Origin of the sequence: Bacillus haynesii (assembly GCF_001969855.1) — a bacterium.
GTDB classification, from domain to species: Bacteria; Bacillota; Bacilli; order Bacillales; family Bacillaceae; genus Bacillus; species Bacillus haynesii.
This window is the reverse complement of the sequence record NZ_MRBL01000018.1, coordinates 39,977-58,396: the sequence shown is the minus strand read 5'-3', so window position 1 is coordinate 58,396 and position 18,420 is coordinate 39,977. Positions and strand designations below refer to the sequence as shown.

Here is an 18,420-nt window from a genome sequence, read left to right as displayed (position 1 = left end):
AGGCCTCCTCATCAATTTCTCATTAACCACTATACGATCTGTTTTGCTCCATTAGCACATTCTGGAATTTAAATAATTGTGAAGAATTTGCAAAGCCGGAAGAGTGATTTGCATTTCAGCGTCCCATTTCTGCAATTGAAGGGCCGTATCCGGCAAGTTATTTTGAAAACGCTTTTTTAGGGAGGCTCTTTTTATATAATGAACCCAACACAGCCAAAGAGGTGAACGAAATGAAGGGTAAAAAAGAATATGGTTTTTTAACTCAGGCATTTATTTTTGCTGTTATGATGTTTGTTTCAAACGGAATCGCCGCGATTCTGCCCATCCCGATTCCTCCGTCTGTCATCGGTTTGGTGCTGTTGTTTACATTGCTGTGTGCGAAGGTGCTGAAGCTTGAACAAGTCGAATCGCTCGGCACGGCGCTCACTTCACTGATCGGTTTTTTATTCGTTCCGTCGGGAATATCAGTGATAAATTCGCTCGGCGTCATGGAGAAATACGGATTGCCGATCGTCCTCGTGATTTTCCTGGCCACCGTCATTCTGCTTGCAGCGACAGGATTGTTTTCACAGTTCATTTTGTCTGTCGGCAAAAAGAACCGTCAGGACACACGGGTTGAACCAGCCAAAAAAACAGCTTCTTGAATCAATAGGAGGTTCTTTACGCTATGACACCTTATTTCGGTATCGTCGTTTCACTGGCCGCATTTGGCATCGGCACGTTTTTATTTAAAAAATCAAATGGTTTTTTCTTATTCACGCCTCTGTTTGTCGCGATGATTCTTGGGATCGCGTTTTTAAAAATCGGCGGTTTTTCATATGAGGACTACAAGAGCGGCGGTGACATCATTAAGTTCTTTTTGGAGCCTGCCACGATTGCGTTCGCCATTCCTTTATATAAACAGGCGAAAAGCTTGAAAAAATATTGGCTGCAAATCCTTGGCGCCATTATTGCAGGCTCTGTCTGCTCGGTTGCCGTCGTCTATCTGATCGCAAACGCGCTCCATCTTGACGGAGCCGTCATGAAAAGCATGCTGCCCCAGGCTGCCACGACGGCGATTGCTCTTCCTTTATCAAAAGGAATCGGCGGCATCCAGGATATCACGGCCTTCGCCGTCATCTTTAACGCAGTGATTGTCTATGCGCTCGGCGCGCTTCTTTTGAAAATCTTCAAAGTGCAGCATCCGATCGCCAAAGGATTGGCGCTCGGAACATCAGGACATGCCCTTGGCGTCGCTGTCGGAATTGAAATGGGGGAAGTCGAAGCGGCAATGGCGAGTATTGCAGTTGTCGTCGTCGGCGTCGTGACCGTGTTCGTCGTTCCGTTATGTGTCCAAATGATCGGCGGATAGAGGGGCTGAAAGAAAAATAAAAAAATAGCATTGCTATTTCAAATGTGTCCTGATATAATAGCAAATGTTGTGATAAATTTTATATCTTGACTTGCAGGATTTGTTTATGTAAGATGGATAATGAATTGAATATATATCAACAAGCAGAAGCACCCGCTTCTCACCTGATTGACACATTCTTGTAGTTGGCAGGTTAAACGTACATTACTTATTTTTCTATGCAATGTTCGCAGTGTGGGTGTTTCGATGCCCACACTTTTTGTTTGCCTGTGAAATGCAAAGAAACGGTCAAAATGAGTTGTGAAATCAATTCAAAGATTCTATGGAGGTGGCTCATTATTAGCAAAGATCAATTGGTTAATGAGGGTATCCGTGCGCGTGAAGTTCGTTTGATCGGACAAAATGGCGATCAGCTTGGGATCAAATCCCGCCAGGAAGCACTGGAAATTGCGGGTCGCGCAAATCTTGACCTTGTGTTGGTTGCAGCGAATGCAAAACCGCCTGTCTGCCGGATCATGGACTACGGAAAGTACAGATTCGAGCAGCAGAAAAAGGAAAAAGAAGCACGCAAAAATCAAAAAATCATTAACTTAAAAGAAGTTCGGCTGAGCCCTGGTATTGAAGAACACGACTTCAATACAAAGCTTCGCAACGCTATCAAGTTCCTGGAAAAAGGGGACAAAGTGAAAGCGTCCATCCGCTTTAAAGGCCGTGCGATCACGCATAAAGAAATCGGGCAGCGCGTGCTGGACCGTTTTTCAGAAGCCTGCGCGGAAGTGGCGACTGTTGAAACGAAGCCGAAAATGGACGGCCGCAGCATGTTCCTGGTGCTCGCGCCTAAAACTGAAAAGTAATTAAGGAGGAAACATCCATGCCAAAAATGAAAACTCACCGCGGATCTGCGAAACGTTTTAAAAAGACAGGTTCCGGGAAACTGAAACGTTCTCATGCATATACAAGTCACTTGTTCGCAAATAAATCTCAAAAACAAAAGCGCAAGCTTCGCAAAAGCGCAGTCGTAAGCGCCGGCGATTTCAAACGCATCAAGCAGCAGCTTGCCAACATTAAGTAATTCGGAAAAGGTATAATTAGGAGGGAAATCTAATGCCAAGAGTAAAAGGCGGAACTGTTACACGCAAACGTCGTAAAAAGGTTCTCAAATTAGCAAAAGGTTATTTTGGTTCAAAACATACATTATATAAAGTAGCTAACCAGCAGGTTATGAAATCAGGAAACTACGCTTTCCGCGACCGTCGTCAGAAAAAGCGCGATTTCCGCAAACTTTGGATCACTCGTATCAATGCTGCAGCACGCATGAACGGTCTTTCTTACAGCCGTTTGATGCACGGTCTTAAGCTTTCCGGTATCGAAGTAAACCGCAAAATGCTTGCTGACCTTGCTGTAAACGATCTGAACGCATTCAATCAGCTTGCAGACGCTGCTAAAGCTCAATTGAATAAATAATTGAAAAAAGGCCGGGTTCCGGCCTTTTTCTTTTGTACTTAGAGCAGGATGTGAAACGGTTCGTGAGGCCGGCCGCCGCAAGCGCCCAAACCGCGAAACAAGGGGAAATGAACAATATGACTCTCGTATGGATATACACGATCCTCATAAACGGATACGGCTTTTTCTTAATGAAAGCCGACAAGCAAAAAGCGGTCAGAGGTAAATGGAGGTTGTCTGAGCGCCGCATCTGGCTCGTTGCGGCAGCTTTCGGCTCCGCAGGCGTCTGGTTCGGGATGCTGCGGTTCAGACATAAGACAAAACACCTTTCCTTCAGGCTCGGCATTCCTTTTTTGCTGGGCGTGCAAGCCGTTTTGACCGGCTTTTATATGATGAACTAAAAAAGCAGACGAGGCTTTATTCCTCTTCTGCTTTTTTATTTTTCCATTTCTGAATGTTCGAATCCCAGTCGATTTTGCAATCGGGATAGTGCGCTTTAATGTTTTCTTCCAATTCCGCGAAGTCTTCCTCGGTGAAAAAGCTGAGCTTTTCTTCAGGCGCTTCCGTCCATACAAAAATCGTATGGATGAACAGCGGATGGTCTTTTGAAGGAATGTGTTTTTCTCCTTCGAAAAGCACGCCTTTAAATGTCAGCTTGAGATTTTTGCGTGCGTTTTTTTGTTCGTCCAAAAAATAATAGTGCTTTTTTGCCTGTGCTGATTTCAGCCTTCTGTCAGGGTTCCCCAAAAATTGAACGGCCCTGTACACGACGTATACCAAAAGTGCCAGCAAAGCCAGTCTCAATATGATGACAATCATGTTAAAACAGAACCTCCCTTGAAAGTAATTTTAAGTATATCCCAATATATACGAACCAGTTCCCGTAAGGTTTCATTTTTTAACAAAAAAGCTGTAAACGATATTGGTCGTATTGAAAAGGGATGTTTCTGTATAATAGTAAGTGAGGGTTAATTAAGGAGGCTGTATAGAGATGGCAAAGCTTGATAAAACATTGACGATGCTAAAGGAATTAACAGATGCAAAAGGAATTCCGGCGAATGAAAAAGAGCCCAGACAAGTCATGAAATCGTACATAGAACCGTTTGCCGACGAGGTTACGACAGACAGACTGGGAAGCTTAATCGCAAAAAAGACCGGGCAGGCTGACGGACCGAAGATTATGATTGCCGGCCACCTTGATGAGGTCGGTTTTATGGTTACGCGGATCGATGACAGGGGCTATCTCCGCTTTCAGACGGTTGGAGGCTGGTGGAGCCAGGTCATGCTGGCGCAGCGCGTGACGGTCGTGACAAAGAAAGGCGACATTACCGGTATTATCGGTTCAAAACCTCCTCATGTCCTGTCTCAGGAAGCAAGAAAAAAATCGGTCGATATTAAAGACATGTTTATCGATATCGGGGCATCGAGCAGGGAGGAAGCGATGGAGTGGGGCGTTCTTCCGGGAGACCAGGTCGTCCCTTACTTTGAATTTACGGTGATGAATAATGAAAAAATGCTGCTTGCCAAAGCATGGGACAACCGTATCGGCTGTGCGATCGCGATCGACGTGCTGAAAAACCTGAAAGGAGCCGATCATCCGAATGTCGTCTACGGCGTCGGAACCGTACAGGAGGAAGTCGGGCTGAGAGGCGCGAAAACCGCTGCGCATACGATCAAGCCTGATATCGCTTTCGGTGTTGACGTGGGAATCGCGGGTGATACGCCGGGTATTACCGAAAAAGAGTCGACAAGCAAAATGGGAAAAGGCCCGCAGATCATCCTTTATGATGCATCAATGGTGTCCCACAAAGGGCTTCGCGACTTTGTAACGAATGTTGCAGATGAAGCCGGCATTCCGTATCAATTCGACGCTCTCTCAGGCGGAGGAACAGATTCGGGATCGATCCACCTTACCGCGAACGGAGTGCCTGCCCTGTCGATCACGATCGCGACGAGGTATATCCATACGCACGCGGCCATGCTTCACCGGGATGACTATGAACATGCGGTAAAATTAATTACCGAAGTCATTAAACGACTGGATAAAGAGACGGTTCAAAACATTACGTTTGATTGATGAAAGATCATGCTGACAGCTTGTAAGATAAGCTGTCAGCATTTTTTTGGAATGTTAAAGACAGCGCTTACATATATAAACATTGTTCGAAAAATTGACAAAGAAAGGGAGGCATTGTTTTTTCATTACAAGAACAGGAGTGTGAACAGAATGAAAAATGTGTTACGGAGAATGTCTTTGGCGGCATTGATATTCGGACTGCTGCTGTCTTTTTCGATGCCTGAATCAGGCAAGGCGGCGTTTTGGGACACAAAGGGGGACAATTTCATCCATGACCCCTCTATCATTAAAGAGGGGAATACATGGTATACATTTGGAACCGGGCTCGGCACAGGGCTGCGCGTCATTAAGTCAACAGACGGTAGAAACTGGAGTGCTGCCCCGAGTATTTTTCCAACTCCATTGTCATGGTGGAAGATGTACGTACCAAATCATGAACCGCATCAGTGGGCACCGGATATCAGCTACTATAACGGCCGGTATTGGCTGTATTACTCGGTTTCGTCTTTCGGTTCAAACACATCAGCGATAGGGCTTGCATCAATAGACCGGATTTCATCCGGCCAATGGCGGGATGACGGGCTGGTCATCAGATCGACATCCGGTGATCAGTTTAATGCCATTGACCCTGATCTGGTCATTGATAAAGACGGAAATCCATGGCTCTCATTCGGTTCCTTTTGGAGCGGCATCAAGCTGACAAGGCTTGATAAAAACACGATGAAACCGACGGGAAGCCTGTATTCGATTGCCTCAAGGCCGAATAACGGCGGAGCGGTTGAAGCGCCGAACATTACCTACAAAGACGGCTACTATTACTTATTTGTCTCGTTTGACAGCTGCTGCAAAGGGGTGAACAGCACATATAAAATAGCGTATGGCCGTTCAACGAGCATTACGGGACCCTATTATGATAAAAGCGGCAAAAATATGATGAACGGCGGAGGGACGATCCTGGATTCCGGCAATGACCGCTGGAAAGGGCCGGGACATCAGGATGTTCTGAACAACTCGATCCTTGTCAGGCACGCTTACGACGCGCTCGATAATGGCGTATCGAAGCTGCTCATCAACGACTTGTACTGGGATTCCCAAGGATGGCCGACTTATTAACAGCTGCAGATGCCGGGCGGAAACCGCCCGGTTTTTTTGTTCTGAAATCTGTCAAAAAAATAAAAAACATCCCGGAAATTAAATTGACAGTTTTTTTCATCATGATATAATGAAGTTGTTCGTACAAATATGTTTTTGAGTTCAATTGTACGTACATATAATCGTGATACAGTTTGAGATTAAGTTTTTGTAAGCGTTTTAATAGTTTGCTAATCTTTACACAGACACCATAAAGAAGAGGGGGAGGAAGCTATTTGATTCAGACTAAGACACATGTATTTTGGTTTGTGACAGGCAGCCAGCATTTATATGGTGAAGAGGCCGTACAAGAGGTAGAAGAGCATTCCAAAATGATCTGCAGCGGATTAAATGACGGACATTTAAGGTTTCAAGTCAGGTACAAAGCGGTGGCCACTTCGCTAGACGGCGTCAGAAAACTGTTTGAAGAGGCGAACCGGGATGAGGAGTGCGCAGGCATCATCACTTGGATGCATACGTTTTCACCGGCCAAAATGTGGATTCCGGGCCTTTCCGAGCTGAATAAGCCGCTGCTTCATTTTCATACCCAGTTTAACCGGGACATTCCGTGGGATAAGATCGACATGGATTTCATGAATATTAATCAGTCTGCCCACGGCGACCGCGAATACGGCTTTATCGGAGCGAGATTGGGCATTCCGCGAAAAGTGATCGCCGGATATTGGGAAGACAGAGAAGTAAAGCGCTCGATCGACAAATGGATGAGCGCAGCGGTCGCATATATTGAAAGCCGCCATATCAAAGTCGCCCGATTTGGGGACAACATGCGGAATGTGGCGGTAACAGAAGGAGATAAGATTGAAGCGCAGATTCAGCTTGGCTGGTCTGTCGACGGATATGGAATCGGCGATCTTGTCACGGAGATCAATGCAGTATCAGAACAGAGTCTAAGCGAGCTCATCTCCGAATATGAGGAACTTTATGAGTGGCCGGAAGGCGAAGGGGCAAGGGAATCCGTCAAAGAGCAGGCGCGGATTGAGCTTGGATTAAAGCGCTTTCTTTCGAACGGAGGTTATACGGCCTTTACGACAACCTTTGAAGACCTCCACGGTATGAAGCAGCTTCCAGGTTTGGCCGTTCAGCGGCTGATGGCTGAAGGTTATGGCTTCGGAGGAGAAGGAGATTGGAAAACGGCTGCGCTTGTCAGGATGATGAAAGTGATGGCCGACGGAAAAGAAACGTCATTTATGGAGGATTACACGTACCATTTTGAACCGGGCAATGAAATGATCCTCGGCTCCCACATGCTTGAAGTGTGCCCTTCGATTGCCGAACACAAACCGAGAATTGAAGTCCATCCGCTGTCAATGGGTGCAAAGGATGATCCGGCACGGCTCGTGTTCGACGGAATTGCAGGGCCTGCGGTCAATGTCTCCCTCATCGATTTGGGCGGCCGTTTCAGGCTTGTCATCAATGAAGTGGAAGCTGAGAAGGTTCCGCATGATATGCCGAATCTTCCGGTGGCGCGCGTACTTTGGAAGCCGCAGCCGTCTCTGAGAACATCGGCTGAAGCGTGGATCTTGGCTGGCGGTGCGCACCATACATGCCTTTCGTATCAGCTGACAGCCGAGCAGATGCTCGATTGGGCCGAAATGTCGGGCGTTGAAGCGGTGTTGATCAATCGCGATACGACGATTTTAAATCTTCGCAATGAACTCAAATGGAGTGAAGCTGCATATCGGCTTCGCAAGTTTTAAGGGGGTGAAGGCTTATCCCTTACACAATCGGAGTTGACTTTGGAACATTGTCAGGGCGTGCTGTTCTCGTCGATGTCCGGACAGGTGAGGAGATCGCGACAGCTGTCAAAGAGTACACACACGGTGTGATAGACCGGGAGCTTCCGGTCTCAAAGCGAAAGCTTCCGAGAGACTGGGCGCTCCAGCACCCGGCTGATTACATTGAAGTGCTGGAGGAAACGATTCCGAGCCTTTTGAAGCAGTCAAAAGCGGATCCGAAAGAAATCATCGGCATCGGAATCGATTTCACAGCTTGCACGATTTTGCCTGTTGACGAGAACGGGACTCCTCTTTGTATGAGGGAAGAGTATGTGTCAGAACCGCACAGCTATGTGAAGCTTTGGAAGCACCATGCTGCACAGGAGCAGGCGAATCGCTTAAATCAAAACGCGGAAGAAAGAAATGAACCTTTTCTTCAAACATACGGCGGAAAAATTTCTTCCGAGTGGCTCTTTCCAAAAGTGATGCAAATCGTGGAAGAAGCGCCTGACATTTATGATGCCGCAGCCGAGATCATGGAAGCGGCCGACTGGATCGTCTATATGCTGTGCGGAAACAGAAAGCGCAACAATTGTACAGCGGGTTATAAAGCGATTTGGAACAATAAGAGCGGCTATCCTGCCGACGATTTCTTCGCAAGCCTGCATCCGAAGCTGAAAAATATCGTTCGGGAAAAATTAACGGAGGATATTTATTCTGTAGGCGAAAAAGCGGGCGGACTGACTGAAGAAATGGCCGGGAAGACAGGGCTTCTGGCGGGTACAGCGGTTGCTGTCGCAAATGTTGATGCTCATGTGTCAGTTCCGGCGGTGGGCATCACAGAGCCGGGCAAGATGCTGATGATCATGGGAACGTCTACCTGTCATATGCTGCTCGGCGAGGATGTCAGGATGGTGCCGGGAATGTGCGGCGTCGTTGAAGACGGGATTCTGCCGGGCTATGTTGGCTATGAAGCGGGCCAATCGTGCGTCGGCGACCATTTTCATTGGCTGATTCAACACTTTGTACCAGAAGCGTATATGAAAGAAGCTGAAGCCGAAGGGATTTCTATATTCGAACTGCTGTCTCAAAAGGCTGACCGTCTCCAAATCGGCGAAAGCGGTTTGCTTGCATTGGATTGGTGGAACGGAAACCGTTCAACACTCGTTGATGCCGATCTGACGGGAATGATGCTCGGTATGACGCTTGCCACAAAGCCTGAAGATATATACCGTGCATTGGTTGAAGCGACTGCTTACGGGACGAGGATCATCATTGAAACGTTCAGACAAAGCGGCGTGCCGATCGAGGAGCTGTTTGCCGCAGGAGGAATCGCCGAAAAAAATCCGTTTATCATGCAGATTTACGCGGATGTCACCAACATGGAAATCAAAATTTCCGGATCTCCGCAGGCGCCGGCTTTAGGTTCCGCGATATTCGGAGCGCTCGCGGCCGGAAGCGTGAACGGCGGTTACGATCATGTCGAAGAAGCAGTCGCACATATGGGCAAGATCAAGGATAAAACGTACAAACCAATTCCTGAAAACGTTGCCTTATACGATCAGCTTTATGCGGAATATAAGGAGCTTTACACGTACTTCGGAAAGCAAAACAACGTCATGAAGCGCCTTAAAAAATTGAAAAACATCCAGTCCGTCAGTTTCGACACCGGTAAAGCGATGACTTAGAGGGAGGAGAAAACTGTGCTGGAATCTTTAAAAGAACAAGTATTAAAAGCGAATTTACAGCTTGAGGAGTACCGGCTTGTCACCTTTACATGGGGGAATGTCAGCGGCATTGACCGGGAGAATGAGCTGGTCGTCATCAAGCCGAGCGGTGTCAAATACAGCGAGTTAAAAGCCGAAGATTTAGTGGTTCTGAATATGGACGGCGAGATTGTGGAAGGGGATCTGAAGCCGTCTTCCGATACGCCGACACACCTTTACCTTTACCGGCAGTTTCAATCGATCGGCGGGATCGTCCATACGCATTCCCCATGGGCGACAAGCTGGGCGCAGTCAGGGAAGGACATCCCGTCGCTCGGAACGACTCACGCCGACTACTACCACGGTGACATTCCGTGTACAAGGGAAATGGATCCCGAGGAGATCAGGAGTCAATACGAGTTGAATACAGGAAAAGTGATTGCCGAGACGTTCCGGCATCTTGACCCCCTGGCGATGCCCGGCGTTCTCGTGAACAATCACGGACCGTTTTGCTGGGGAAAAGACGCTTTAACTGCCATACACAATGCTGTCGTCCTGGAAGAAGTCGCCAAGATGGCATACCGCTCCCTGGTGCTCAATCCGTCTCTTGAGCCGATTAAGAGCGCTTTGCAGGATAAGCACTATTTTCGCAAGCACGGGGCAGACGCGTATTACGGCCAATAGAGGAGGGAAGCTGTTAATGAATGACCTGATCTCTTATGTGAAAAACACTTTGGGCGCATGCGAATGCGGAACCGTTCACCACCCGCTTACAGTCGAAAAAATCGCGATCGGCGGCAATGTTGTTGAGCAAGAGCTGCCCGCTTTCGTGAAATCGGCTTCCTATAAAAAAGCCGCTGTCATTTATGATGAAACGACCGGACGGATAGCCGGCAAGCGGATTGCGGCTCTTCTTGAGGAAACAGCTGAAACGGTTCCGGTGCTGCTGGAAGCTAATGAAGCGGGCGATGTGACGGCAGATGAGCAAACGTTGGTGAGTGCATTGATCGGTGTCCCGGTTGATGCGGATGTACTAATTGCGGCCGGAGCGGGCACGATTCACGACATCGTCAGGTTTTGCGCCTATCAGCGCGGCATCTCGTTTATTTCCGTTCCTACGGCTCCGTCGGTTGACGGTTTTACTTCAGCCGGCGCACCGCTGATATTAAAAGGAAAGAAACAGACGGTTCAAACGACAGCGCCGATCGCACTTTTTGCCGATTTGGAGCTCTTGTGTCAAGCGCCGCAGAACATGGTAGCCGCAGGTTTTGGCGATATGCTCGGCAAGGTGACGTCGCTTGCGGATTGGGAAATTTCCCGCTTGCTTGCCGGCGAGCCGTACTGCCCGGCCGCCAGCCGGCTCACGAGAGAAGCGCTTGATCAATGTCTTGTCCGAATAGATGACATCGCCGCCAAGACGCGCGATGGGATTAAGAAATTGATGGAATCGCTGATTCTTTCAGGACTTGTCATGCTGGTTCTCGACCATTCAAGGCCGGCTTCCGGCGGCGAGCACCATCTTTCCCACTACCTTGAAATGAAAGCGTTGGAGAACAATAAGCGGCAGGTGCTCCACGGTGCTAAAGTCGGCTGCAGCGCCATCATGCTGACTGATATTTACCGATCCCTTATCGGTACAAGCTTGGGGGATCAACACGCTGAGCAAGCGACTCGCTCGATTTATGCAAAGCTCCCTGACGGTGAGAAAATGGCAGAGTGGATGAGGCGTATCGGCGGGCCTGTATCATTCAAAGAACTCGATGTTGAAGAAGAGCTGGTGAGAGAAGCGCTCACTTACGCCCATCAGCTCAGGGACCGGTATACGGGACTGAAAATCATCAATCAATACGGACTTTTGCCGGGGCTCTTAGGCAAAGGACCGGGCGTGAAAGGGGTTAAAATGTGAAAAGGTTCCTTTCATCTATCTTTATGGTCACGGTCGCTGTATGTCTGCTTTTATCGGGGTGCAAGGCGAGCCCTGCCTCTGATCAAGCGGACGGCACCGAACTGACATTTTGGACATTCAACGGCCTTCATGAACAGTTTTACGCTGAGATGGTGAAAGAATGGAACAAAAAGTATCCCGAGCGAAAAATCAAATTAAATACAGTGGTGTATCCGTATGGACAGATGCATGACAATTTATCAATCTCGCTTTTAGCCGGGAAAGGGGTTCCAGATATTGCCGATGTTGAGTTGGGGCGCTATTCGAACTTTTTGAAGGGCTCTGACATTCCTCTTACAGATTTAACGCCGCTTGTGGAAGACGAACGCGACAAGTTTGTTGAAGCGAGGCTGACGCTCTACAGCAAGAACGGCAAGCTTTACGGACTTGACACCCATGTCGGAACAACCGTGATGTATTACAACATGGAAATGATGAATAAAGCAGGCGTTGATCCGGACGACATCAAAACGTGGGAAGATTACAGGGAAGCGGGCAAAAAGGTCGTCAAAGCTCTTGGAAAGCCGATGACGACGATTGAAACGACCGACCCGAATTCATTTCTGCCGCTGGTTTCCCAGCAGGGATCCGGTTATTTTGATCAGCAGGGGCGTTTGACATTAAACAATGAGACAAATGTGAAAACGCTCGAATTTTTAAAGACTTTAATTGAGAAAGACAAAATTGCCGTCACAACACCCGGAGGCAATCATCACAGTGAAGAATATTACGGGTTTATGAACCAAGGCGGTGCGGCGTCTGTCTTAATGCCGATCTGGTATATGGGCCGTTTTTTGGATTATATGCCTGACTTGAAAGGGAAAATCGCGATCAGACCGCTGCCGGCATGGGAAGAAGGGGGAGACCGCTCAGCGGGAATGGGCGGCACGGCCACCGTGATTCCAAAACAGGCGAAAGAGGTCGATCTGGCCAAGGATTTCTTGAAATTTGCCAAAGCGTCAAAAGAAGGCAACATCAAGCTGTGGACCGTGCTCGGGTTCGATCCGCTCAGATGGGATGTGTGGGACTCGGACGAATTGAAAAAACCAAATCAATATACGGAATATTTCCAAAACGGAAAACACATCTTTTCCGTGCTTCTTGACATAAAAGATGAGATCAATCCGCTTTACCTCACTGAGGACTATGCGAAAACTTCCGATCTCGTCAACAGAAACGTACTGTACGAAGCGCTCAAAACGAAGAGCAAAACACCGAAAGAAGCATTGGACAAAGCAGCAGCTGAAGTGAAAGGGCAATAGTCTTTCATTACTGTAAAGCGAGGCGATAACTTGAAGACTGTTAAAACAGATACAGTGCATTCGTTTCCGCCGGTGAGCAGAAAAGGAAAGATCAGACGTTTATTATATTCAGCAAAAGCCGCACCTTACATTTTTACAGCACCTTTTGTACTCTCCTTTTGCATATTTTTTCTTTATCCGCTTATCAGCGTTGTCATCATGAGCTTTCAAAGCATTCTCCCCGGGGAAGTCCGCTTCATCGGGATGGAGAACTATAAAGCATTAAACAATCCTACATTCTATACCGCACTACTCAACACCGTAAAATACACCTTTTGGACATTGCTGATTTTAATACCTGTTCCTCTTATTCTGGCAGTCTTTTTAGATTCTAAACTCGTAAAGTTTAAAAACGTGTTCAAATCGGCTTTATTCATCCCGGCTCTGACTTCAACCATTGTGGCGGGAATTATTTTCAGGCTGATTTTTGGAGAAATGGATACATCGCTGGCGAATTCGATATTGGCTAAGCTCGGAGCTTCGCCGTACAACTGGCTGAACAATGAACATACCGGCATGTTTTTAATGGTGATGCTCGCATCCTGGAGATGGATGGGGATCAATGTCCTGTACTTTTTGGCGGGCTTGCAGAACGTTCCGAAAGAATTGTACGAAGCTGCCGAAATCGACGGCGCAGGCACGTTCAAGAAGTTTTACCATATTACGCTTCCGTTTTTAAAGCCCGTCAGCGTCTACGTGCTGACGATCAGCATCATCGGCGGCTTCCGGATGTTTGAAGAAAGCTATGTGCTGTGGCAGAACAACTCTCCGGGCAACATCGGCCTGACGATGGTCGGATACATTTATCAACAGGGCCTTGCCTACAACAACATGGGCTACGGGTCAGCGCTCGGCATCGTGCTCTTGATCATCATTTTCATCTGCAGCCTCATTTCGTTAAAGCTGTCTGGATCATTTAAAAAGGAGGGCTATTAATGCGTCCTGCCGGAGGCCTTAACATTGCGAAAATCGCTCTGTTTCTGCTGTTTGCGATATTAAGTTTTTTGTTTGTGTTTCCGCTCTTCTGCCTATTGCTCGGCTCGCTCAAGCCATCTTCGGAATTGCTGCGCTTCGGATTGAATTTAAAACTGAGCCCTGAAATCTTGAGCCTTGACAATTACACTTACTTGTTTAACGGAGGAAGCATTTATTTTCAATGGTTTTCGAACAGCTTGATTCTCGTGGTCATTTCCACCGTGTTGACGCTCTTGTTTTCTTCAATGGTCGGATACGGGCTTGCCGTCTACGACTTTAAAGGAAAAAATCTCTTGTTTGTAGCCGTGCTCCTCATCATGATGGTGCCGATCGAAATTCTTATGCTGCCTTTATTTAAAATGACGGTTTCTCTGCATATTGTCGACACTTACGCCGGCGTGATCCTGCCGTTTATCGTTTCACCTGTCGCCGTGTTTTTCTTCAGACAGTATGCGCTTGGCTTGCCGAGAGATTTGCTTGATTCCGCGAGAATGGACGGCTGTACAGAGTTCGGCATTTACTTCAGAATTATGGCGCCCTTGATGAAGCCGGCATTTGGAGCGATGATCATTCTTCAATCCTTAAATAGCTGGAACAACTTCTTATGGCCGCTGATCGTTTTACGATCGAAAGAAATGTTTACGCTACCAATCGGGCTGTCCGCTTTGCTCAGTCCGTACGGGAACAATTATGACATGTTGATTTCGGGTTCTGTGCTGGCGATTCTGCCTGTGATTCTCATCTTCCTGTTCTTCCAGAAGTATTTTATATCAGGTTTGACGGCGGGCGGAATTAAAGGCTGATCCACTATATATCATCTTGAAAGGAATGGTTTAACATGACTGCACACAAAGCGAAGATGACGATTGACAAGGAATATAAGGTGGCAGAGGTTGATAAACGAATTTACGGCTCCTTTGTCGAGCATCTCGGCAGAGCCGTTTACGAAGGCATTTATGAGGCTGATCATCCTGAAGCTGACGAATCGGGTTTTCGGAAAGACGTCATCAAACTGGTCAGAGAACTGAAGGTGCCGTTTATCAGGTATCCCGGCGGGAATTTTGTCTCGGGTTATAACTGGGAGGACGGGGTTGGACCTGTCGAACAGCGGCCGACAAGACTAGATTTGGCGTGGGCGACAACCGAACCGAACTTAATCGGTACGAACGAATTTATGGACTGGGCAAAGCTTGTCGGGGCAGAGGTGAATATGGCCGTCAACCTCGGAACGAGAGGAATTGATGCCGCACGCAACCTTGTTGAATATTGCAATCATCCGTCAGGATCGTACTACAGCGACTTGAGAAAATCCCACGGATATAAGGAACCGCATAAAATTAAGACATGGTGCCTCGGCAATGAAATGGACGGTCCATGGCAAATCGGCCATAAAACGGCAGCCGAATACGGAAGACTTGCTGCTGAGGCCGCAAAGGTGATGAAATGGACGGACCCGTCGATCGAACTCGTCGCCTGCGGAAGTTCGGGCAGCGGAATGCCGACATTCATCGACTGGGAAACGACCGTGCTTGACCATACGTACGAACACGTCGAGTACATCTCGCTTCACTCGTATTACGGCAACCGTGACAATGACCTTCCAAACTATTTGGCGAGATCGCTGGACATGGATCACTTTATCAAAACGGTCATCTCAGTCTGCGATTATATGAAAGCGAAAAAGAAAAGCAAGAAAACGATTCACCTTTCATATGATGAGTGGAATGTCTGGTATCACTCGAATGAAAAAGACAAAGAAGCCGAGCGCTGGGCGAAAGCACCGCACCTTCTTGAAGACATCTACAACTTTGAGGATGCGCTTCTCGTCGGCTGTATGCTGATTACGATGCTCAAGCATGCCGACCGCGTGAAAATCGCCTGTCTGGCTCAACTTGTCAATGTCATCGCGCCGATTATGACAGAAAAAGGAGGAGAAGCGTGGCGTCAGCCAATTTTCTATCCGTTTATGCACGCTTCCGTCTACGGCAGAGGCACGGTATTGCAGACGGCGGTATCGTCTCCGAAGTATGATGCGAAAGACTTTACGGATGTTCCGTACTTGGAGTCCGTGTCTGTTTTCAATGAAGAAGCCGAGGAATTAACCGTTTTTGCCGTCAACCGTGCAACAGACGGCGGCCTTGAAATGGAAGCCGATATGAGAAGCTTTGAAGGGTACAGTGTCTCTGAGCACATCGTTCTGGAACACGAAGATCATAAAGCGACGAATGAAAAAGACCGCAACAACGTCGTTCCGCACAGCGGCGGAGACGCCAAAGTATGTGACGGCAGGCTGACGGCTCACCTTCCGAAGCTTTCCTGGAATGTGATCAGAATGAAGAAACAATGATTGAAAAACCGGCCCGGAGAGGCCGGTTTTTTTAGATGAAAAAAGGCTTCCGCAAATATGCCGAAGAATAAGATAAAACGGGAGGAGGATCTATGAAGACGTTTTTTTCGACTGCATACTGTTTTTTTGATGTACGCATTTTTAGCATACCTTTGGCTTCTGTTTATCACAGCGGTCATCGATAGGGTCCGGTCTTTTGATCACCCGCTTTTAGCGGCGGGTTTTATTTTCATCGGCACCGTGTTGTTTTATTCGCTGTCACGCCATTTTTCAGCTTCGTTTGTCACGACAACCGCCGGTCGAATCGCGGGATCCGCGGCATTTATTCTCGTGGTGGCCGTTCATTTTTATGTTGTTCCGTTATGCTGAAAGAAAAAGGGCGGATATCCGATGATACCCGCCAATTACCTTAAAAAGGCAGCAGATGAAGCTTGTGTTTATTTTATTCTCATTATTCCTATTTGTCAACTCGGTTTTTAGTTGCAGGAAAAGCAGCTGATTGAAAACTTCGCATAAAAAGATGATTGCGCTTACAAAAAATATGAGATATGTTAAAAAAGAAACAAAGGGGGGAGGAATTGGATGAATGCAATAACAATTGTGATCGCTTCCATCTGTATTTTGGCGATCGCCTATCGTTTGTACGGAACATTTATGATGGTGAAAGTGTTGAAGGTTGATGATGACAAGCCGACTCCTGCCCATCTCCAGAAAGACGGCAAAGATTATGTGCCGACGAACAAATGGGTGTCTTTCGGCCACCACTTTGCGGCCATCGCAGCCGCAGGGCCGCTTGTCGGGCCGATTTTAGCGGCGCAGTTCGGCTACTTGCCGGGGCTGTTGTGGCTCTTGATCGGAGCGGTGATCGGGGGAGCCGTGCATGATATTGTCGTTTTGTTTGCGTCCATGCGGAGGAAGGGAAAGTCGCTTTCAGAAGTGGCGAAAGAAGAGCTCGGGCCTGTTGCGGGATTTTGCACGGGGCTTGCGATGCTGTTTATTATTACGATCACGATGGCAGGGCTGTCGATGGTTGTACTTCATGCGCTTGAACGCAATCCGTGGGGGACGTTCGCCGTTGCGATTACAATTCCGATCGCGATGGGGGTCGGCTTATTTTATAAAAAGACAGGCAACTTAAAATTAGCGTCAACCGGCGGATTTATTTTGCTGATGGCCGGTGTCTTCATCGGACCGTCCATCGCGGAGACGCCGCTTGGAGACGCTTTGACGCTCGATACGAAAACGCTTGCTGTCGCACTTCCTATTTATGCATTTTTTGCAGCGGCGCTCCCTGTCTGGCTGCTGCTCGCACCGCGCGATTATTTGAGCAGCTTTATGAAAATCGGAGTGTTTATCGCTTTGATTGCCGGGGTTTTCGTCGTCAATCCGGCGATTCCGTTTCCGGCGTTTACCGAGTTCACGGGGGGAGGGGGACCTGTTTCGCCTGGTCCGGTCTGGCCGTTCATTTCAATTACGATCGCCTGCGGGGCGATTTCCGGCTTCCATGCGTTTGTCGGTTCAGGCACGACGCCGAAGATGCTTGATAAGTGGAGCGACATGAAATTCGTCGGCTTCGGGGCGATGCTCGTTGAGTGTCTTGTCGGCATCATGGCTTTGATCGCGGCAACGGCCTTGCAGCCGGGCGATTATTTTGCCATCAACAGTTCACCGGAAGTCTTTCGGACGCTTGGTATGAATGTCGTCCACCTGCCTGAACTCAGCCGCGAAATCGGTCTCGATCTTGAAGGAAGAACAGGCGGAGCTGTTACCCTTGCCGTCGGCATGGCGTATATTTTTACGGATATTCCGTTTTTCAGCCATTTGGCCTCTTACTTTTTTCAATTTGTCATCATGTTTGAAGCCGTCTTTATTTTAACGGCGATCGATGCCGGTACAAGGGTGGCCCGTTATTTGATTCAAGACTTTTTCGGGGAAGTGTACAAACCGCTGAAAAAAACGGACTGGCTTCCGGGTTCGGTCGCAGCGAGCGCCCTTGCCTGTTTCATGTGGGGGTATTTGCTATATTCAGGCGATATCAGCTCGATTTGGGCGCTGTTTGGCGTATCCAACCAGCTGATGGCATCCGTCGGTTTAATTATCGGAGCGACGGTCATTTTAAAAATTGCGGACAAACGGCGTTATATGCTGACATGTCTCATTCCGCTCGCTTATTTGTATGTAACGGTCAACTATGCGGGATACTGGATGATCAAAAACGTTTATTTTAATGCGGAAGCTGCCGGTTTCAGCGTTTTAAACGGCATTTTATCAATCATTATGTTGCTGTTGGGACTGGTGATCATGGCGGCTGCCATTAAAAAATGGACGGAGATTTGGCGCGATCCGGCTTTGCGGATGGAGCCTTCAATTCCTGGATGATCAAATAAACCGGGGCCGTTTCAGGCCGC

18 protein-coding genes and 1 other annotated feature are annotated in these 18,420 nt (G+C 47.9%); of the genes, 17 read left to right on the top strand and 1 reads right to left on the bottom strand.

Annotation, left to right across the window (positions count from 1 at the left end; all coding sequences use genetic code 11):
* The first annotated feature begins 230 nt into the window (after nt 1-230).
* The 6 genes from lrgA (at nt 231) to BTA31_RS16380 (ending at nt 3,195) form a co-directional block, all read left to right on the top strand.
* Nucleotides 231-644 (top strand): antiholin-like murein hydrolase modulator LrgA, encoded by a 414-nt coding sequence (lrgA, locus tag BTA31_RS16405; protein ID WP_043926601.1) that lies wholly within the window; start codon nt 231-233, stop codon nt 642-644.
* 23 nt (nt 645-667) lie between these two features.
* A complete protein-coding gene (gene lrgB, locus BTA31_RS16400; RefSeq protein WP_043926602.1) occupies nt 668-1,351 on the top strand; it encodes an antiholin-like protein LrgB in 684 nt (227 codons plus the stop codon).
* A gap of 135 nt (nt 1,352-1,486) precedes the next feature.
* Nucleotides 1,487-1,619: a sequence feature (ribosomal protein L20 leader region), on the top strand.
* A gap of 67 nt (nt 1,620-1,686) precedes the next feature.
* A complete protein-coding gene (gene infC, locus BTA31_RS16395; protein WP_116523372.1) occupies nt 1,687-2,205 on the top strand; it encodes a translation initiation factor IF-3 in 519 nt (172 codons plus the stop codon).
* A 17-nt stretch (nt 2,206-2,222) separates the two neighbouring features.
* Complete coding sequence (rpmI, locus tag BTA31_RS16390) at nt 2,223-2,423, top strand: 50S ribosomal protein L35 (protein ID WP_003184267.1); 201 nt, start codon at nt 2,223-2,225, stop codon at nt 2,421-2,423.
* 32 nt (nt 2,424-2,455) lie between these two features.
* Nucleotides 2,456-2,815, top strand: a complete 360-nt coding sequence (gene rplT / locus BTA31_RS16385) for a 50S ribosomal protein L20 (protein WP_003184266.1) — start codon at nt 2,456-2,458, stop codon at nt 2,813-2,815.
* A gap of 116 nt (nt 2,816-2,931) precedes the next feature.
* Nucleotides 2,932-3,195: a DUF1294 domain-containing protein gene (locus BTA31_RS16380; RefSeq protein ID WP_076793230.1), complete on the top strand. Its 264-nt coding sequence runs from the start codon at nt 2,932-2,934 to the stop codon at nt 3,193-3,195.
* Between the two features lie 16 nt (nt 3,196-3,211).
* Here the strand turns inward: BTA31_RS16380 and BTA31_RS16375 are convergent, their stop codons facing one another.
* Nucleotides 3,212-3,613, bottom strand: coding sequence for a hypothetical protein (locus BTA31_RS16375; RefSeq protein WP_043926603.1), 402 nt, complete (start codon nt 3,611-3,613; stop codon nt 3,212-3,214).
* A 172-nt stretch (nt 3,614-3,785) separates the two neighbouring features.
* Between BTA31_RS16375 and BTA31_RS16370 the strand changes: the two genes are divergently transcribed.
* The 11 genes from BTA31_RS16370 (at nt 3,786) to cstA (ending at nt 18,391) form a co-directional block, all read left to right on the top strand.
* Entirely contained in the window at nt 3,786-4,871 is a 1,086-nt protein-coding gene (locus tag BTA31_RS16370; RefSeq protein ID WP_043926604.1) for a M42 family metallopeptidase, read from the top strand.
* Nucleotides 4,872-5,021: 150 nt separating this feature from the next.
* Nucleotides 5,022-5,984, top strand: coding sequence for an arabinan endo-1,5-alpha-L-arabinosidase AbnA (locus tag BTA31_RS16365; protein WP_076793198.1), 963 nt, complete (start codon nt 5,022-5,024; stop codon nt 5,982-5,984).
* Between the two features lie 254 nt (nt 5,985-6,238).
* The gene (araA, locus tag BTA31_RS16360) at nt 6,239-7,720 is read left to right on the top strand and encodes an L-arabinose isomerase (protein ID WP_076793197.1); all 1,482 of its coding nucleotides are present in this window, start codon (nt 6,239-6,241) and stop codon (nt 7,718-7,720) included.
* A 14-nt stretch (nt 7,721-7,734) separates the two neighbouring features.
* On the top strand, nt 7,735-9,426 hold the full coding sequence (araB, locus tag BTA31_RS16355) for a ribulokinase (RefSeq protein WP_076793196.1): 1,692 nt from the start codon (nt 7,735-7,737) through the stop codon (nt 9,424-9,426).
* A 15-nt stretch (nt 9,427-9,441) separates the two neighbouring features.
* Complete coding sequence (gene araD / locus BTA31_RS16350) at nt 9,442-10,128, top strand: L-ribulose-5-phosphate 4-epimerase (RefSeq protein ID WP_076793195.1); 687 nt, start codon at nt 9,442-9,444, stop codon at nt 10,126-10,128.
* A 16-nt stretch (nt 10,129-10,144) separates the two neighbouring features.
* Complete coding sequence (locus tag BTA31_RS16345; protein ID WP_076793194.1) at nt 10,145-11,350, top strand: sn-glycerol-1-phosphate dehydrogenase; 1,206 nt, start codon at nt 10,145-10,147, stop codon at nt 11,348-11,350.
* Between the two features lie 23 nt (nt 11,351-11,373).
* Nucleotides 11,374-12,651, top strand: a complete 1,278-nt coding sequence (locus BTA31_RS16340) for an arabinooligosaccharides ABC transporter substrate-binding protein AraN (protein WP_094777447.1) — start codon at nt 11,374-11,376, stop codon at nt 12,649-12,651.
* A gap of 30 nt (nt 12,652-12,681) precedes the next feature.
* Nucleotides 12,682-13,626 carry an arabinooligosaccharides ABC transporter permease AraP gene (locus tag BTA31_RS16335; RefSeq protein WP_076793192.1) on the top strand — a complete coding sequence of 315 codons (945 nt, stop codon included), beginning with the start codon at nt 12,682-12,684 and terminating at the stop codon, nt 13,624-13,626.
* Nucleotides 13,626-14,468, top strand: a complete 843-nt coding sequence (locus BTA31_RS16330; RefSeq protein WP_043926612.1) for a carbohydrate ABC transporter permease — start codon at nt 13,626-13,628, stop codon at nt 14,466-14,468. The genes BTA31_RS16335 and BTA31_RS16330 overlap by 1 nt, the downstream gene beginning before the upstream one ends.
* Nucleotides 14,469-14,503: 35 nt before the next feature.
* The gene (arfA, locus tag BTA31_RS16325; RefSeq protein WP_076793191.1) at nt 14,504-16,012 is read left to right on the top strand and encodes an arabinosylfuranosidase ArfA; all 1,509 of its coding nucleotides are present in this window, start codon (nt 14,504-14,506) and stop codon (nt 16,010-16,012) included.
* Between the two features lie 582 nt (nt 16,013-16,594).
* A complete protein-coding gene (gene cstA, locus BTA31_RS16315; protein ID WP_076793190.1) occupies nt 16,595-18,391 on the top strand; it encodes a carbon starvation protein CstA in 1,797 nt (598 codons plus the stop codon).
* Nucleotides 18,392-18,420 lie beyond the last annotated feature (29 nt).

Coding starts and splice junctions, on each gene's coding strand:
- rpmI (WP_003184267.1), top strand. CDS start 2,223: ATGCCAAAAATGAAAACTCACCGCGGATCTGCGAAACGTTTTAAAAAG.
- BTA31_RS16345 (WP_076793194.1), top strand. CDS start 10,145: ATGAATGACCTGATCTCTTATGTGAAAAACACTTTGGGCGCATGCGAA.
- arfA (WP_076793191.1), top strand. CDS start 14,504: ATGACTGCACACAAAGCGAAGATGACGATTGACAAGGAATATAAGGTG.
- lrgA (WP_043926601.1), top strand. CDS start 231: ATGAAGGGTAAAAAAGAATATGGTTTTTTAACTCAGGCATTTATTTTT.
- rplT (WP_003184266.1), top strand. CDS start 2,456: ATGCCAAGAGTAAAAGGCGGAACTGTTACACGCAAACGTCGTAAAAAG.
- BTA31_RS16340 (WP_094777447.1), top strand. CDS start 11,374: ATGGTCACGGTCGCTGTATGTCTGCTTTTATCGGGGTGCAAGGCGAGC.
- BTA31_RS16365 (WP_076793198.1), top strand. CDS start 5,022: ATGAAAAATGTGTTACGGAGAATGTCTTTGGCGGCATTGATATTCGGA.
- BTA31_RS16370 (WP_043926604.1), top strand. CDS start 3,786: ATGGCAAAGCTTGATAAAACATTGACGATGCTAAAGGAATTAACAGAT.
- BTA31_RS16330 (WP_043926612.1), top strand. CDS start 13,626: ATGCGTCCTGCCGGAGGCCTTAACATTGCGAAAATCGCTCTGTTTCTG.
- lrgB (WP_043926602.1), top strand. CDS start 668: ATGACACCTTATTTCGGTATCGTCGTTTCACTGGCCGCATTTGGCATC.
- cstA (WP_076793190.1), top strand. CDS start 16,595: ATGAATGCAATAACAATTGTGATCGCTTCCATCTGTATTTTGGCGATC.
- BTA31_RS16380 (WP_076793230.1), top strand. CDS start 2,932: ATGACTCTCGTATGGATATACACGATCCTCATAAACGGATACGGCTTT.
- BTA31_RS16375 (WP_043926603.1), bottom strand. CDS start 3,613: ATGATTGTCATCATATTGAGACTGGCTTTGCTGGCACTTTTGGTATAC.